The sequence below is a fragment of the Enterobacter sp. PL_is514 genome, from assembly GCF_055816715.1.
The window spans coordinates 273,496-290,424 of record NZ_JBVPGN010000030.1; the positions used below are offsets into that span (position 1 = coordinate 273,496).

Here is a 16,929-nt window from a genome sequence, read left to right on the forward strand (position 1 = left end):
AATGCGACACCGGAAAATAAACATTTGATGCAGTGACTCCCTGGCTGAACCCGAAGGTTTATTGACCTGCTGGAAAGCGTTGACGCTGATCGCAATATGTGGGTATATACACGTATATTGTTATACCCGTAGTCAGCGGACAGCGCTTTGTTCAGAGAGGAAACATGGCCATTAATTCATCAACCATAGCATCGAGTTCACCGTCACGTATTCACCCGGCTGGCCTGCTTTCAATCGGGCTGGGCAGCATCCTGAGCTCACTGGACTTATTTGTCGTCAATCTTGCCTTCCCGTCGATCAGCCGAAGTTTTCCCGAACACCCCGAGGCCACACTGTCACTGATTCTGACGATCTTCTCAGTCTGTTTTGCCTCCACTCTGGTGCTGAGCGGCCGTTTTGCTGACCGGTACGGCCGACGGACTATTTTCTCGGTAGGTCTGGCCCTGTTTGGTCTGTCGAGCCTGCTCTGCGGGCTGGCGCCCACGCTCTGGATACTCATCGCCGCGCGGGCAATACAGGGGGTTGCTGCGGCCATGCTCATCCCGACAAGCCTTGGGCTACTACTGGGTGCATATCCTCAGGAGAAGCATAAGCAGATGATCGGGTTCTGGGCAGCCACCGGCTCGGTTGCGGCCGCGGCGGGCCCTGTCCTGGGTGGCTTTCTGGTTCAGGCGGACTGGCATCTGATTTTCTTCATCAACGTGCCCATCGTGATTGGGGCTCTCATCTGTACCCGATACCTGAAAGAAAGTGCACCGCATACCGGGCCTGCCCCCGATATTGCTGGAAGCGTACTCCTGACGTCAGGAATAGCTCTCCTCACCGCCACCATAGCTCATACTTCGGAATGGGGCACCCACAAAGCCGCTATTTTCGCGGGAAGTATGGGAGCCATCGTCGTTCTGACGGTATTTGTGTACCACTGCCTGAAATCCTCCCGTCCTCTTCTCGACCTGAGTCTGTTCCATTCCCGGGCTTTCACAACGGCAACAATAGGCATGGGATGTTTTTATATGAGTTTTGCCGTTATGTTACTTGGCGGCACGATGTTTCTGACCCAGGCATGGCACCTGACCGCCGCACAGGCAGGTCTTGCTTTTGCTGCGGGACCCGGCACCGCCGTTGTCGCCTCGCTGCTTATCGGGAGGGTAAAGGCCACTCCACAGAACCTTGCTGTCGCAGGCTCCGTACTGTACTTCCTGAGTGGACTCTGGTGGTTTTTAACGCTCAGCGACCATACCGATAATGCCTGGTTACTGAACTATTTGCCCGGACTGATTATGACCGGACTCGGTGCGGGTATCGCGCAGACGGGCTTTATGGCAGGTGCGGTTTCCGGGCTTCCGGCCCATATGTATTCGACAGGAACAGGGCTGATCAACACCTCACGCCAGATTGGTGCGGCGATCGGCGTTGCGCTTTTTGTTGCTCTAAGCGGTAAAGCTGCTGCACCCGAATCCTTCCATGCAGCCTGGCTGCTGATGAGCCTGTGTGGCCTTATTGCGGCGCTGTCGGCGAATTACCTGCGCCGCAAAATTTCCCCGAAAAAGTAAATGCCTCAGCAACACGGGAGCAAGTCAATGTCCGCTCCTGGCACAGGGCTGCTGTTGCAGCCCTGACAACCTTAGACTTCAATCGATTCAGATATCTCTAACGCATCATCGACTTCGATGCCCAGATAACGGACTGTGCTTTCCAGTTTCTTATGGCCCAACAGAAGTTGGATCACCCGGAGATTCTTGGTTTTCTTGTATATCAAGTAAGGTTTTGTTCTTCTCATGGAATGTGTGCTGTAAAGCGAAGCTTCGAGACCAAGCTTTTCTACCCACCCATGAAAAATTCGGCTGTATTGTCGGGTTGATATGTGCCGGTTAGTTCCGATCCGAGACCGAAACAAGAAGTCTTTACTGTGCAAATTGCCAAGCTTTATCAATGCAGCAACAGCTTCTCTTGTCCCTTTGGTTATCTCAAATTGCACAGGGCTACCGGTTTTCTGTTGCAGCACCGTAGCTCTGCTTGAAACCGAGCTACCATATGCAACATCAGATACTTTGAGGCTCACCAGATCGCAGCCTCGTAGCTTACTGTCTAAGGCCATATTGAACAGAGCTAAATCACGCGTTTTACCTTCCAGTTCAAGTCGGATTCGAATCCCCCAGATATGAGATATCTGAAGTGGTCTTTTTTGGCCTATGATACGGTCTTTATTCCACGGTGACGTGTTCATACTCAAATCTCCTGCAATGTGGGAGATTTGAGTATGGTTGTCCCTTATGAGCGAACAGCGGACGCCTTGAGTCCAAGGATAATGACATAGCCGGTATCCTTGGGCTCAGGTCAGTCAGGAAACTTGAAACTCATCTTTATGCAGCATTGCCCACTCGCGAAAAGATAAGGTGCTGATGCCTTTCCTGTTAGCCATCTCAGGTAAAGCCGGATAACCGACTTCTGCCTGCCATTCCTGAGCATTAATCACACCTGGCCTGAACCCCATATCAAGCATGGTCTGACAATCGCCATATTCGTATGTCACGGGAAGTCCTGTCACCTGCGTAAGTTCCGCAGCTATCTCAACTGGCGTAGCCAGCGTGTCCGCCAGCTCCAGTTCGCATCCATTCATGACATTGGGATTGTCTAAGGAAAAACGCACCGCGTATCCCAGAGTTTCTGAGGATATCCAGGCTAATCTGACATCTGGTGGTACCCGGGAAATCAGGCGGCCTGAATCAAGACCAACATACATTCCCGCTGCTTTCGGAGGGAGTAAGTTCTCCATAAACAGTGCTGGCTTCAGGATTGTATATCTTTCAAACCCGGCTTTTCTGACCTCGTCCTGAACAGCCATTTTGTCATTCCAATAATTGGCCGACCATTTATCCGATTTAAACCAGTCGGCACTTGCATGTTGGCCCGCCCCTGAAACAGTGCTCTGGATGAAGTGTTTTAATCCGTTTCTTTTTGCTGCTTCGATCAGTGATATAGCCTGTATTACCTCACGATGCTGACCTGAGGGATCAGTCAGTTGCAACGAAAATACAGATTCCGCCCCCTTCAGGGCTCTGTCCAGTGAGGTCTGGTTTTCAAAACTTCCCTCAAAAAGCTCAGCGCCAATCAAGCTAAGTGCTTGAGCCTTTTCGCTGCCTGCATCAGTAGTAAGAGCACGAACGTGGTATCCGCAGGATATGAGCATTTTTACGACACCGGCCCCTTGCATGCCTGTCGCGCCAGTGACAAGTACAATACGGGAATGATTATCAGACATAGTTCCTCACTTGCTAATTGGTTCCAATAATCTTAAAGTGGAGGAAATACTCCACTTTGTCAATCGTAGTCATTTTACTCAGAGGTTGGTTATGAGGCGAGATGCAGCCTTGCGTCGGGAAAAACTTCTTGATGCAGCTGAAATGGAATTTGGCCTGCGTGGGATCAGCACACCACTTGAATATGTCGCAGAACGGGCCGGGGTGGGACAGGGAACGTTTTATCGAAACTTTCCAGACAGACAGGCGTTGCTGGATGCACTACTGGACAGGTCACTTGCGCGAATGGAATTTAAACAGAGTGAAGAAGGCGGCGAGTATTCGGCCTGTGCTCTGATTGAACATATTGCCCAGAATCTCGTAATAAGTCCCGTTTTGTCAGAGTACTGGCGGTCTGCCGGGAGAGAGTCGATGGCCGCTAATCTCGGCCGTGAACGATTTATCCGTACAGCAGCTAAATGTCTTTCTGAAGAGTCAGGAAAAGGAAACCTACGTCATGATCTTGTGCCTGAGGATTTCCCACTAATATCTTCGATGTTAGGGGCAATACTCTGTGGAAGGGACTTGAAAGAGCGTGAAAAAATAAAAGAACGAGTCTTGTCAATTCTGTACACGGGTCTTCTTAGAAGATCCTGAGATATCTAATTTTTCGATTTCCACAAAGTATGTCATTAACTATGACTTGAACGTCCGCTCCAGGCACTGAGCGGACATGCTTTTACGGTTGAAGGTCTGCTGAGAGCGAGGTGCGGACATTCGGAATGCATGCTTACATCGATGTGTTTTGGATCATGGAGAGGTGCTCGCATGAAGAGATGGCCGTCAGCCAGTTTGTTGAGGAGGTAGATGTGGGCTGCTAAAAGTGTAACGATATTTGGACCACTTATCTTTAGCAAAATTACAGTAATCGCGTATTGCCAATCAGAATCTACTGCGCGATATTGTTAATCCCTCATCAAGAGAATGGTTTTGCCGCCTTACGAGAAAGGAATTATCCCGTACCGGAGCTGCGAAACTCGCTGGTGGTGACCTGATAGGTTCGAACTACCGGGCCACAGAAACCGGCCCGACCGAGATCGGCCCCGACAGGCCACCATAATTCTACAGGTACGTGGACGCTGAGCTTAAGATCATATCATGCTAACACTTTATTATTATGACCATTTAACACACATAAAGCGCACACTAAATGACAACATAATGACCACTTAGTGTGCATTATTGTGTTTATTTATCAAATATTGATAGGGCTTCGATAGAAGAATACTGCACGCTTCGCGTTTTCTTTGCCAAAGCTGCTACTCAATATCTTATCCACATATGATGCTTTCGGATCATTGAGCCTGAAGCTGGCAGAATTGGCTGCTAACATCCCCCAGGCTGCACTTTGTTTCGGGTCTCCGGGTATCACAAGGGCTACATGCCCGGTGCCGCCCTCCACTTTCATCACAGCGATAACAGCCCATCCGCCGTTCGCCATACTCTGTGCACATAAGTTGTTATCTTCGTCTAATACAGGTCCGAGCTTTTTCCAGTTTGTATTTCCTGAGTTAACCTTATCCCAAATCTGGTTTGCGGTCAGAAAGGGACCATCATCTTTGCCAAAATCCTCCACATGCCAGATCTGGCTTAGCCCCCTGGCGACAAAAAAATTGCATGGGCTCTTGTCATTGGCTGGGAGGGATTCTTCACACTTCATAAGCCCGGAAAGTGATTTGATATACGAATTTTTAGCGTTATCTGAAGATGTGTTAGCGGGGGCTACGGGGCATCCCGAATACACAATTCCAGGTATTGCCAAAAGAACTACTGCGCTCACATATTTCATAGATACCTACCTAAATAAAATATCGGCCCGTAATAATCTCTACTTCTGGATTTGTGTATATGTTGCTTTTGAAATGAACGGCACATTATCACCTATTGCCGTAATTACGACCGTAGGGATGCCATTTTTTAACTCGTCCTCTTTGCCAAGAGTCCAGGTGATTACAGCAGTGTTGTTTGCTATAGGAATAGCATCCAAACCAGGGAGTTTAGGTATGCTGGTTAACCATTCATTGACATCCTTTTCCGCTTGCGTTTTCATAGCAGTCCACTTGCCAGTGACTTCGTCTACCCTTCCCTTAATATCGGCTAACGCAGGTGAGACCTGTTCTGTTAATTTGCCGGTTGCATCTTTTACATAGGGGACATCGGCAAGGCAACTTACATTACGGGCAGAAATACAGCCCACTGTTTCAGCGGCAGCGCTTATATTGGGATTGCCTTTTACAATCTCGCCAACCTGGCTTTGCGCATCCTGGATGAGAACGTTGCCTGATGATTTCAAAAATGCATCCGTGATTGCCTGTTCATCTCCACCGGAGACAGCTACAGCGACACCGCCAACAGCCCCGGCTATTGCTGCTTTCTTCACTACTTCAGATATAGTGCCGTCAGGCATGCCATTAACAATAGCCCCACCTTGTTGTACCACTGCGGCAAGAGCACCCGCACGTAATGCAGAGTTAATGTCACCAGTGAGGCGCATGACTTTCCATGCAGCAACAGCGGCTGCACCAGCAGGACCTCCGTAGAAAGCAGCGGCTGATGTGATAGCCTGGTCTAAGACATGGCTCTCCTGCATTGCATCGTATAAGTTCTTCTCAGAATCATGAAACGGTGCCACAGTCGTCGACCATATAGCATCGATTATTTTCCCCTCTTTGATCTGATTCTCAGCCTTGTTCAATAGTGCATATTGTGAACTAAGTTCATTCCCTGCAAAGTGCACAATAGCTGCCCCGGCCTCAGTGAGATCATTAAAGCTTCTTTGAGCTTGGGCACCAATATCTTTCCATGCTTTATCATAAGTACTCGCGACATCATTGACCGCTTTGACAAATGTTCTGGTTGCATTATCGACAGTTTTCTTAATTACGTCGATTTGACGTTTTGTTTCTCCATCAACGAGTGTCGCGGCAGCGGTAACAGCATTTTTAAAAGGATCAGAGTCACTATGATTGCCAAATACCTGCTCCCAGGTAGGTAGGTTAGACAATGCTTTACCCCCAGGGAGCAAATCTATTGGGTTTGGAACTGAGTGTGGAACTGGGTTTGGAAGCGGAATTGGAATTGGAAGTGGAGGCGGAATCGGTAAAAATTCTGGAATTTTTATACCCCAAAAATCATAAGCTTGCATCTTCATTTTATCGGAGATATTGCCCCCGGATATTGGTCTCGCTGGTGCAGGCGTTGACGTTGCTGGTGTTGGTGGGGATGCCTGATCTGGCTGGTTATAAGCATAACTAGGGGAACATATAATCGTTATGTTTGGAGGTATTGTTGGTTTCGTATCTTCAGCAAAAGATAAAACAGGACCAAGGGCAAGGGCTATTGCACTCAACTGCATAAAACTATTGCTTCTTTTCATAATAACTATCCTCAGTAGGATAAGTAAGGATGATTTCTATGCAAAATAGTTACAGCCGCATGATTAATAATTAATTCAGGGTAATTTTCACTCCATAACTAAAACCGCTTATAACAGAGAAAGAATTCAAACTTTAGTATCACCTCTTTCCCCGATTAGGCCCCCATCAGTGACCGGTGAAGTCCTGTTAGCCTCATACAAAATTTATTACCGGATCACACAATGTCAATTATCGCAGTTCAGGGTGCCATCTGCTCGGGACACGAAGGGTTTTCACCCTGTCCGGCTGTTGCGGGGGAACCGCTCGTTACCATCAAAGGTTTACCTGCGCTGGTGGATGGAATCCCATTCGATAAGCACACCGACGGCGACAGTACGCATGACGGGGTATAGTGAGAGAAATAATGGATGCTTCGTTGGCGAACGAAATATTGATGAAATGTTACCTGGACATTATCTTCCTACCATAGATAGCTTTATCGAAGCGGCGGTTGGCGAATATGATAGGTCCGCTCCTGGCACAGAGCAGACAGAGCAGATACAGAAGCATGATGTCCGCTGTGAGCGAGGTACGAACGCTGACCTTTCATATTTGTACGATTTACTCTCTGGCCTGATCTAACGTAGGTATCTTAACTACAGGAACTCACTAGCATGATCGGAGATTGCATATGCTGATATATAACGTTTTTGGACGGCATATTGGCGTTCAACGTAAGCATGATCGGTGGCTGGTATTTCGTGCTGACCTGACGGAGAGAAAGTTTTCTCGACTCTATGACATCGCTATTCCAGACGATATGACTGAAGGCGAGATTGCCGACTGGCTGGGTGACATTTTCCATGAAGCCGCAACCGATCGTCATCCAAATGTGGTACGCATCGAATAAGGATTGAATGGATAGCATTACGTTGCGCCCGCTCCAGGCACTCACCTGAGATGGTGTTGTCAGCCACCGCCCAAAAAAAAGCCCGCAATCCGCGGGCTTAGAGATAATTTAGAACCTGTTAGTACCAGACATTTCCTGTTAGGAAATCATTCCCACTCAATCGTAGCCGGTGGCTTACCACTGATGTCATACACCACGCGGGAAATACCGTTCACTTCGTTGATGATGCGGTTAGACACGCGGCCTAAGAAGTCATACGGCAGGTGCGCCCAGTGCGCGGTCATGAAGTCGATGGTTTCCACCGCACGCAGGGAAACAACCCAGTCGTACTTACGGCCATCGCCCATCACGCCGACGGAGCGAACCGGCAGGAACACGGTGAATGCCTGGCTTACCTTGTTGTACAAGTCAGCTTTGTGCAGCTCTTCGATGAAGATAGCGTCCGCGCGTCGCAGCAGGTCGCAGTACTCTTTCTTCACTTCGCCCAGCACGCGCACGCCCAGACCCGGCCCCGGGAACGGGTGACGGTAGAGCATGTCGTACGGCAGACCCAGTTCCAGACCGATCTTACGCACTTCGTCTTTGAACAGCTCGCGCAGCGGTTCAACCAGACCCATCTTCATCTCTTTCGGCAGGCCGCCCACGTTGTGGTGAGATTTGATGACGTGTGCTTTACCGGTAGCGGATGCGGCAGATTCAATCACGTCAGGGTAGATGGTCCCCTGCGCCAGCCACTTCACGTCGTCCAGCTTCAGCGCTTCTTCGTCGAACACTTCCACGAACACGCGGCCGATGATCTTACGTTTCGCTTCCGGATCGTTCTCGCCTTTCAGCGCGTCCAGGAAGCGCTGCTCGCCTTCCACGTGAACGATGTTCAGACCGAAGTGGTCACCGAACATGTCCATCACCTGCTGGGCTTCGTTCAGACGCAGCAGACCGTTGTCCACGAAGACGCAGGTCAGGTTTTTGCCGATGGCGCGGTGCAGCAGCATCGCGGTCACGGAGGAGTCCACGCCGCCGGAAAGGCCGAGGATCACTTTGTCATCGCCAACCTGCTGGCGGATACGCTCAACAGCGTCGTCGATGATTTTTGCCGGGGTCCACAGCGCTTCACACTGGCAGATGTCGCGCACGAAGCGTTCCAGCATACGCATACCCTGACGGGTGTGGGTCACTTCCGGGTGGAACTGCACGCCGTAGAAGCGTTTTTCTTCGTTCGCCATGATGGCAAACGGGCAGCTCTCGGTGCTGGCAACGGTGACGAAGTCAGACGGGATAGCGGTGACTTTGTCGCCGTGGCTCATCCACACGTCCAGCAGCGGTTTGCCGTCTGCGGTCAGGGAGTCTTCGATACCGCGCACCAGGGCGCTGTCGGTCACCACTTCTACCTGCGCATAGCCGAACTCGCGCTCGTTAGATCCTTCTACGTGACCACCCAGCTGCATGGCCATGGTCTGCATGCCGTAGCAAACGCCGAATACCGGCACGCCAGCTTCGAACACGTACTGCGGCGCGCGCGGGCTGTTCTCTTCGGTGGTGCTTTCCGGGCCGCCGGACAGGATGATGCCGCTTGGATTGAATTCGCGAATCTGTGCTTCCGTGACATCCCACGCCCACAGCTCACAGTAAACGCCCAGTTCACGTACGCGACGCGCCACCAGCTGAGTGTACTGAGAACCGAAGTCCAGGATGAGAATGCGATGTTTATGAATGTTTTCCGTCATTGACGCTAATTCCGAGGCAAGTGAAACAAAAACAGAGCGCCCGGCAGAAGCCGGGCGCGGAAACTTATCAGGAGCCCAGACGGTAGTTCGGGGACTCTTTGGTGATCGTCACGTCGTGAACGTGGCTCTCCTGGATACCCGCACCGCTGATGCGTACGAATTCCGCTTTGGTACGCAGCAGGTCAATGGTACCACAGCCGGTCAGACCCATACAGGAGCGCAGGCCGCCCATCTGCTGGTGAATGATCTCTTTCAGACGGCCTTTATAGGCAACGCGACCTTCGATACCTTCCGGTACCAGTTTGTCAGCGGCGTTATCGGTCTGGAAGTAACGGTCAGATGAACCTTTGGACATCGCGCCCAGGGAGCCCATGCCGCGGTAGGATTTGTAAGAACGGCCCTGGTAGAGTTCGATTTCACCCGGGGATTCTTCGGTACCGGCCAGCATGGAGCCCACCATCACGGCAGCGGCGCCAGCGGCGATGGCTTTAGCGATGTCACCAGAGAAGCGGATACCGCCGTCAGCGATAACCGGAATACCGGTGCCTTCCAGCGCTTCAACCGCGTCAGACACCGCGGTGATCTGTGGAACGCCCACGCCGGTCACGATACGCGTGGTACAGATAGAGCCTGGGCCGATACCCACTTTCACCGCGCTGCAGCCAGCGTCAGCCAGCGCGCGAGCGCCTGCGCCAGTGGCCACGTTACCGCCGATGATCTGCAGGTCAGGGTATTTGGCACGGGTGTCGCGAATACGCTGCAGAACGCCTTCGGAGTGGCCGTGAGAGGAGTCAATCAGCAGGACGTCAACGCCCGCAGCAACCAGCGCGTCAACGCGCTCTTCGTTACCGGCACCTGCGCCAACCGCAGCGCCAACGCGCAGACGGCCATGCTCGTCTTTACAGGCGTTCGGTTTACGTTCTGCTTTCTGGAAATCTTTAACGGTGATCATGCCGCGCAGGTGGAAGTTGCTGTCGACGACCAGCGCTTTTTCAACGCGTTTTTCGTGCATTTTTGCCAGCACCACGTCGCGGGTTTCACCTTCGCGAACGGTGACCAGACGCTCTTTTGGCGTCATGTACACGCTGACAGGCTGGTTCAGGTCAGTCACGAAACGCACGTCACGACCGGTGATGATACCGACCAGCTCGTTCTCTTCGGTCACAACCGGGTAACCGGCGAAGCCGTTACGTTCGGTCAGGGCCTTCACTTCGTGCAGCGTAGTGGTTGGCAGAACGGTCTGTGGGTCAGACACGATGCCGGATTCATGTTTCTTCACCAGGCGAACTTCTTCCGCCTGACGTTCGATAGACATGTTTTTGTGGATAAAGCCAATGCCACCTTCCTGTGCCAGTGCGATAGCCAGGCGCGCTTCAGTCACGGTGTCCATTGCCGCAGAGAGCATAGGAATGTTCAGGCGAATGGTTTTCGTCAACTGCGTGCTGAGATCGGCAGTATTCGGCAGAACGGTGGAGTGAGCGGGAACGAGGAGGACGTCGTCAAACGTCAGTGCTTCTTTAGCGATACGTAGCATGGGCAATATCTCTGACCTGGGTGGTTAAATATTGCCGTGGCATTATACAGAGCGTAACCGATTGCATCCACACTTTTTTAAAAAAAATGCTTGCGCTCACCTCTCAGCAGGTTACTATCGACTGAATAACTTGCTGATTTAGAATTTGATCCCGCTCACATGTTATCCTCTCAATCCCCCTCAATTTATACCGTCAGCCGCCTTAATCAGACGGTGCGTTTGCTGCTTGAGCAGGAAATGGGGCAGGTCTGGATCAGCGGTGAGATCTCTAACTTCACGCAGCCGTCCTCCGGTCACTGGTACTTTACCTTAAAAGACGACACCGCCCAGGTGCGCTGCGCGATGTTCCGCAACAGCAACCGCCGCGTGACGTTCCGCCCTCAGCATGGGCAGCAGGTTCTGGTTCGCGCCAATATCACCCTGTATGAGCCGCGCGGCGACTATCAGATTATCGTCGAAAGCATGCAGCCTGCGGGCGAAGGCCTGCTGCAGCAGAAGTATGAACAGTTAAAAGCCAGGCTCTCTGCCGAGGGGCTGTTCGAGCAGCAGTATAAAAAACCACTGCCCTCCCCTGCCCACTGCGTTGGGGTTATCACCTCGAAAACCGGTGCGGCACTGCACGATATTTTGCACGTACTGAAGCGTCGCGACCCTTCCCTGCCCGTCATCATCTACCCAACCGCCGTGCAGGGTGACGATGCGCCGGGCCAGATTGTGCGCGCCATTGAGCTGGCGAACGCCCGTCAGGAGTGCGACGTATTAATCGTCGGGCGCGGTGGTGGCTCGCTGGAAGACCTGTGGAGCTTTAACGACGAGCGCGTGGCGCGGGCAATCTTTGCCAGCCTTATCCCCGTGGTGAGCGCCGTCGGCCACGAAACGGACGTGACGATAGCCGATTTTGTCGCGGATCTGCGCGCGCCTACGCCGTCCGCGGCGGCGGAAGTGGTCAGCCGAAACCAGCTGGAGCTGCTGCGTCAGATTCAGAACGGCCAGCAGCGTCTTGAGATGGCGATGGACTACTTCCTTGCCAACCGTACCCGCCGCTTTACCCAGCTTCATCACCGTCTTCAGCAGCAGCACCCGCAGCTGCGTCTGGCGCGTCAGCAGACCGTGCTGGAGCGCCTGCGCCAGCGCATGAACGTGGCGGTGGACGCGCAGCTTAAGCGCGCGGTGTCGCGCCAGCAGCGCGTGACGCAGCGCCTGAACCAGCAGAACCCGCAGCCGAAAATTTATCGCGCGCAAACGCGGATCCAGCAGCTGGAGTATCGTCTGGCAGAGACTCTCCGCGCCCGACTGAGCACCACCCGCGAACGTTTTGGCAATGCGGTGACCCACCTTGAAGCGGTCAGCCCCCTCTCCACGCTGGCGCGCGGCTATAGCGTGACGACGGCGACGGACGGCAAGGTGCTCAAGCAGACCAAACAGGTAAATACCGGCGATGTGGTGACGACGCGTCTTTCAGACGGCTGGGTAGAAAGCGAAGTTAAATCAATTAAACCGGCGAAAAAGACGCGTCAGCGTAAAACCGGATAATTCTTCGCCAGTTACTTACTATACTGCTGCTATTCCCTTTTTTAATAAGGAGAGCAGCATGCCCCATCTTTATAGCGTTATTCCCCCTTATATTCTTCGTCGTATTATCGAAAGCGGTTCCGAGCCGCAGCAGCGCTGTGCCCGCCAGACCTTAACCCACGTCCAGACGCTGATGGCCCACATGCCCGGCAAACCCGCCGCGCCGCACGTGAATAAAGCCGGACAGCTGGAGCGCGATATTTACGACGCGAAGCAGACCCAGGAGCTGCCGGGTACGCAGGTGCGTTACGAAGGCCAGCCGTCGAACGGCGATGTAGCGGTGGATGAAGCTTACGATTATTTGGGTATTACCCATGATTTCTTCTGGAAAGAATATCAGCGCAATTCGCTCGATAACAAAGGGCTTATTTTAACCGGCACCGTTCACTACGGTCGGGAATATCAGAATGCCTTCTGGAACGGTCAGCAGATGGTATTTGGCGACGGCGACGGGGAAATATTTAACCGCTTTACCATCGCCATCGACGTGGTGGCGCACGAGCTGAGCCACGGCGTGACCGAGACCGAAGCCGGGCTTATCTACTTTGAGCAGTCCGGCGCGCTGAATGAGTCGCTGTCGGACGTGTTTGGCTCCCTGGTGAAGCAGTACCATCTGAAGCAAACCGCCGATAAAGCGGACTGGCTGATTGGTGAAGGGCTGCTGGCGAAAGGGATCAATGGTAAAGGGCTGCGCTCAATGTCTGAACCCGGCACCGCCTACAACGATCCGCTGCTTGGCAAAGACCCGCAGCCCGCGCACATGAAAGATTTCATCAAAACGCGCGAGGATAACGGCGGCGTGCATCTGAACTCCGGCATCCCCAACCGGGCATTTTATCTGGCCGCGACGGCGATCGGCGGCTACGCCTGGGAAAAAGCGGGTTATGCCTGGTACGACACGGTTTGCGATCGCAATCTGGCGCAGGATGCGGATTTTGAGGCCTTCGCAAAACTGACAATCGCGCACGGAGAGAAACTCTCCGGCGGCGACGTTGGGGCGGCCATTAAACAAGCCTGGGAACAGGTGGGAGTGTTGTAAATGCAGGTTCCGGAACTGACGGATGACGCCGTGGTTGAGCTGGCCCGGGAAGGCGGCGTCGCTTTTATTCCTAAGCTGAGCGGCCAGCGCACCATCGCGCTCTCCTCGCTCAATGAGGCCCAGCGCCAGCGTCTGGTGAGCATCCTGGAGCAGGCCTTTCCGCGCGGCCAGCCGCCGGGACAGGCCTCGTCACCCGGCAGCGGCGACCAGCGCTATTTCCGCATCCAGATTATCTGGACCGGGCAAAATCAGGCGCACTACGCCGATATCATCGTGCTGGTGCCGGAGCAGGAAGCGCCCGAGTCGCTGGTCGAGCTGTGGAAGAAAGGTGAAGGCTGCGTGTGCGATTAACCTTCGGCCCGAACAAACTCCACGCGTTTTTTAGAGATAAGACCGTGGCCGTTCTGGCAGAAATAATCCACCGCCCCGCAGGCTTTTAAGACCTGGAGTGGCTGATGACACTCCGGGCAGCGAGCTTCAAGCGCAATATCCTTATTACAGCTCTCGCAGTGTGCCACCCCGTTCACGGGCTCAAGCGGTGCCCGGCAATCCGGGCAGGTAATCGTCATGGTGACTCCTTCAAAGCGTTGAGGTCTGCGATAATTTTACCACGTTGCGTTCAGTGCGGGCCACGCAGCTGTTGCTGCAAGGTCAGCAGCAGCTCAACTTCCTCGATTCGGCGGCGCGTCGTGCGGCTCACCTCGTGCGGATCCCGTTCAAAAAGGCTGTTGGCGCCCAGGATCTGCTCTGCAAGACAGTGCTCGTAGATCGAGCCGGGAATTGTCCAGCATTGGCGCGTGTCGCCATCGATCATCTCCAGCACATCTTCAGCGCCGCGCCGGTCGTAACTGATGGTCCGCCCGTCACGCAACCAGAGCCGTAAACCTTTTTGCCCGCCAGCGGGTCCCGCATATTTATTAAGCCAGATATCCACCGGCACGCCGCTGATGCGGCCCTGCAGATGCGCCTCGCCCTCCGCCGTGGTCAGGTCGCCTTTTGCGATATCGCGGCCCAGGCGGTTTTTAGCCGTCACCACCTGTAACGTCATCTCATCATTCCCGCCCAGATAACGCACCGTTTCGCGCAGCATCGCCAGCACGTGCGTGCCGATATCCAGAATCACGCCATCAGGGTGACGAAGCGAACGGGTGTCCGGCTCGCCGGTGGCAAAGTTAAGCGCGATGGGTTCCCCAGCGGCGTTAACTCCGCTCGGCTCCTGCAAAAAGCCGTCGATTTTGACGATGTCAGAGACATTGCCAACCAGCGACCGCTTCACCGTTTCGATGCGCGCCATCCAGTGATCGAGCGCCAGCACGCGGGATGCGAGGTCAGGGTTTGCCAGCAGCGCGTTGAGCTTTTCGATTTGGGGCAGCGTGGCGACAATCGGTTTTTCAACCACGATGCGGGAAACTGATGAGGCGAGAGCGTGTTCAAGTACCTCAAGATGGTGCAGCGACGCCGTGGTAATAAACAGGGTATCAAGCGGCCGGGAGAGGAGTTCAGCCAGTGTGGCACAACGCGTTACCCCCTCCGGCTGTTTTACGGGCTGGATATCAAAGCCTAAACAGTGAGGGAGATTATCAAAGCATTTTCGTATTGCGGGCAGGTAAGCTGTTTCAACGACTGCGCCAAGACCCACAAACCCTAACAGCATATTCTTACCTCGTTGAGTAAATTGCCGGGGCATAACGCCGCCCCGGCAAGCTCGAGGTTTATGAGGCGTTAGCTGCCGGTTTAGTCTGCGCATTTTCCAGCATGCGGCGTACCGGAACAATGAGGACGATCAGTACCGCGGCACAAATCAGCAGCGCGACGGAACAGCGCGCAAAGAGATCCGGCAGCATATCCAGCTGGTCGGCCTTCACGTGGCCGCCAATCAGGCCCGCCGCCAGGTTACCCAGCGCGCTCGCACAGAACCACAGCCCCATCATCTGACCGCGCATTCTCTCCGGCGCCAGCAGCGTCATGGTCGCCAGGCCAATCGGGCTGAGACACAGTTCACCGAGCGTAAGCATCAGGATGCTGCCCACCAGCCAGAACGGCGACACGCCCGCCCCACCGTTGCTCAGCACGTTTTGTGCCGCCAGCATCATCAGGCCAAAGCCCGCTGCGGCACACAAAATACCGATAACAAACTTGGTGATGCTGCTCGGGCGAATGTTCATGCTCGCCAGCTTCGGCCACGCCCAGCTGAACACCGGTGCCAGCAGGATGATGAACAGGGCGTTGATTGACTGGAACCACACCGCCGGGATTTCAAAATCGCCGATCATGCGGTTAGTGTAGTCGTTGGCAAACAGGTTGAATGAGGTTGGCTTCTGTTCAAACGCGGACCAGAAGAACGCCGCGGAGATCAGCAGAATAAAGCAGACCAGCAGTCTGGCGCGCTCTTTACGGTTCAGGCCAGCAAAAACAAACAGATAAATGAAGTAGAGGGCAACGGACGCCGCGATCACGTAGACCAGCACGCTGGCCACCGCGACCGGGTTAATCACAATCACGCCCTGCGCAATCAGCGTTACGATCGTTGCCACGCCAGCCGCCAGCGCCAGCAGCCAAACGCCTACGCCGTTACGCTTCACCACCGGGCTATTCCAGGTGGAGTCGAGGCCGACTTCGCCGTCATAGCGTTTCATTGCCGGAACGGCAAACACGCGGAAGATAATCAGCGCCACCAGCATCCCGATACCGCCAATACCAAAGCCCCAGTGCCAGCCGTGGGTTTTAATCAGCCAGCCGGAAATCAGCGGCGCGATGAACGAGCCCATGTTGATGCCCATATAGAACAGCGAGAAGCCGCCGTCACGACGCGCGTCGCCTTTTTTATACAGGGTGCCGACCATCACCGAGATACAGGTCTTGAACAGTCCGGAACCAAGCACGATGAACATCAGGCCGATAAAGAACAGGTTGTTCCCCATCACCGCCGAGAGCGCAATCGACAGGTGACCGAGCGCAATCAGAATCGAACCGTACCAGACGGCTCTCTGCTGACCGAGCCAGTTATCCGCCAGCCAGCCGCCCGGCAGCGCGGCCAGGTACATGGTACCGGCAAAGATACCGACAATCGCCGAGGCGTTTTCACGCGCCAGGCCCATCCCGCCGTCATAGACGGTGGCGGCCATAAACAGGATCAGTAATGGACGAATGCCGTAAAACGAGAAACGCTCCCACATCTCGGTGAAGAACAGGGAACCGAGCGGATACGGGTGGCCGAAGAACGTTCGGCTCTCTTTTTGATTAACAGTGGATTGCATAATTCTCCCGAAAGGTATGTCGTCGTGCTTGTAAACACCAGCAGGTACGCCGGCCAGTTACGTATCTGGCCGATTTTTTACGTGCGGCGAAAGGTTAGTTAACCATTTGATAACCAGGCGCTAGTTTTGTCTAGTACCGGACCCTGGACTTTAAGATGAAAATTCGACGATTGTCTACTTTCTTAGATTTAAACATGGTTAAAAGTGAATAGTGATTGACTTCACACTGAGAAAACCG

General features: G+C 53.6%; 16 protein-coding genes. 7 read left to right on the top strand and 9 right to left on the bottom strand.

All coding sequences use genetic code 11. The features are described 5' to 3' along the window. Positions 1-164: 164 nt before the first annotated feature. Positions 165-1,553: an MFS transporter gene (locus AC0TNG_RS10555; RefSeq protein WP_024906926.1), complete on the top strand. Its 1,389-nt coding sequence runs from the start codon at positions 165-167 to the stop codon at positions 1,551-1,553. A gap of 71 nt (positions 1,554-1,624) precedes the next feature. Here the strand turns inward: AC0TNG_RS10555 and AC0TNG_RS10560 are convergent, their stop codons facing one another. Both AC0TNG_RS10560 and AC0TNG_RS10565 read right to left on the bottom strand, forming a co-directional pair. Then, positions 1,625-2,227 carry a site-specific integrase gene (locus tag AC0TNG_RS10560; RefSeq protein ID WP_024906933.1) on the bottom strand — a complete coding sequence of 201 codons (603 nt, stop codon included), beginning with the start codon at positions 2,225-2,227 and terminating at the stop codon, positions 1,625-1,627. 114 nt (positions 2,228-2,341) lie between these two features. Continuing rightward, positions 2,342-3,262 carry an NmrA family NAD(P)-binding protein gene (locus AC0TNG_RS10565; RefSeq protein ID WP_024906932.1) on the bottom strand — a complete coding sequence of 307 codons (921 nt, stop codon included), beginning with the start codon at positions 3,260-3,262 and terminating at the stop codon, positions 2,342-2,344. A gap of 91 nt (positions 3,263-3,353) precedes the next feature. Here AC0TNG_RS10565 and AC0TNG_RS10570 point away from each other — a divergent pair, with 91 nt between their 5' ends. After that, positions 3,354-3,896, top strand: a complete 543-nt coding sequence (locus tag AC0TNG_RS10570) for a helix-turn-helix domain-containing protein (protein ID WP_024906931.1) — start codon at positions 3,354-3,356, stop codon at positions 3,894-3,896. A gap of 598 nt (positions 3,897-4,494) precedes the next feature. Here AC0TNG_RS10570 and AC0TNG_RS10575 read toward each other — a convergent pair. Continuing rightward, entirely contained in the window at positions 4,495-5,088 is a 594-nt protein-coding gene (locus AC0TNG_RS10575; RefSeq protein WP_237187866.1) for a hypothetical protein, read from the bottom strand. 39 nt (positions 5,089-5,127) lie between these two features. Then, positions 5,128-6,675, bottom strand: coding sequence for a hypothetical protein (locus AC0TNG_RS10580; RefSeq protein WP_473713467.1), 1,548 nt, complete (start codon positions 6,673-6,675; stop codon positions 5,128-5,130). A gap of 222 nt (positions 6,676-6,897) precedes the next feature. Here AC0TNG_RS10580 and AC0TNG_RS10585 point away from each other — a divergent pair, with 222 nt between their 5' ends. Beyond that, entirely contained in the window at positions 6,898-7,068 is a 171-nt protein-coding gene (locus tag AC0TNG_RS10585; protein WP_155267921.1) for a PAAR domain-containing protein, read from the top strand. Positions 7,069-7,346: 278 nt separating this feature from the next. Continuing rightward, positions 7,347-7,565, top strand: a complete 219-nt coding sequence (locus tag AC0TNG_RS10590; protein WP_024908662.1) for a DUF7661 family protein — start codon at positions 7,347-7,349, stop codon at positions 7,563-7,565. 146 nt (positions 7,566-7,711) lie between these two features. Here AC0TNG_RS10590 and guaA read toward each other — a convergent pair whose 3' ends face one another. Both guaA and guaB read right to left on the bottom strand, forming a co-directional pair. Beyond that, positions 7,712-9,289: a glutamine-hydrolyzing GMP synthase gene (gene guaA, locus AC0TNG_RS10595; protein ID WP_024908661.1), complete on the bottom strand. Its 1,578-nt coding sequence runs from the start codon at positions 9,287-9,289 to the stop codon at positions 7,712-7,714. 67 nt (positions 9,290-9,356) lie between these two features. Next, the gene (guaB, locus tag AC0TNG_RS10600) at positions 9,357-10,823 is read right to left on the bottom strand and encodes an IMP dehydrogenase (protein WP_417927681.1); all 1,467 of its coding nucleotides are present in this window, start codon (positions 10,821-10,823) and stop codon (positions 9,357-9,359) included. 159 nt (positions 10,824-10,982) lie between these two features. Between guaB and xseA the strand changes: the two genes are divergently transcribed. Genes xseA through AC0TNG_RS10615 form a run of 3 tightly spaced genes read left to right on the top strand, consistent with a single transcriptional unit; the run spans position 10,983 to position 13,785 of the window. Continuing rightward, on the top strand, positions 10,983-12,356 hold the full coding sequence (gene xseA, locus AC0TNG_RS10605) for an exodeoxyribonuclease VII large subunit (protein ID WP_417927682.1): 1,374 nt from the start codon (positions 10,983-10,985) through the stop codon (positions 12,354-12,356). Between the two features lie 58 nt (positions 12,357-12,414). Further along, positions 12,415-13,434 carry a M4 family metallopeptidase gene (locus tag AC0TNG_RS10610; protein ID WP_473713468.1) on the top strand — a complete coding sequence of 340 codons (1,020 nt, stop codon included), beginning with the start codon at positions 12,415-12,417 and terminating at the stop codon, positions 13,432-13,434. Further along, positions 13,435-13,785, top strand: coding sequence for a protealysin inhibitor emfourin (locus tag AC0TNG_RS10615; protein WP_024908659.1), 351 nt, complete (start codon positions 13,435-13,437; stop codon positions 13,783-13,785). Here the strand turns inward: AC0TNG_RS10615 and AC0TNG_RS10620 are convergent. The 3 genes from AC0TNG_RS10620 to AC0TNG_RS10630 are packed head-to-tail and all read right to left on the bottom strand — an operon-like array spanning position 13,782 to position 16,691. Then, on the bottom strand, positions 13,782-14,003 hold the full coding sequence (locus AC0TNG_RS10620; protein ID WP_024908658.1) for a zinc ribbon domain-containing protein: 222 nt from the start codon (positions 14,001-14,003) through the stop codon (positions 13,782-13,784). The two genes, AC0TNG_RS10615 and AC0TNG_RS10620, sit on opposite strands and share 4 nt — an antisense overlap. A gap of 50 nt (positions 14,004-14,053) precedes the next feature. Next, positions 14,054-15,088 (bottom strand): Gfo/Idh/MocA family oxidoreductase, encoded by a 1,035-nt coding sequence (locus tag AC0TNG_RS10625; RefSeq protein WP_473713469.1) that lies wholly within the window; start codon positions 15,086-15,088, stop codon positions 14,054-14,056. Between the two features lie 58 nt (positions 15,089-15,146). Beyond that, positions 15,147-16,691, bottom strand: coding sequence for a peptide MFS transporter (locus AC0TNG_RS10630; protein WP_024908656.1), 1,545 nt, complete (start codon positions 16,689-16,691; stop codon positions 15,147-15,149). Positions 16,692-16,929: the final 238 nt, after the last annotated feature.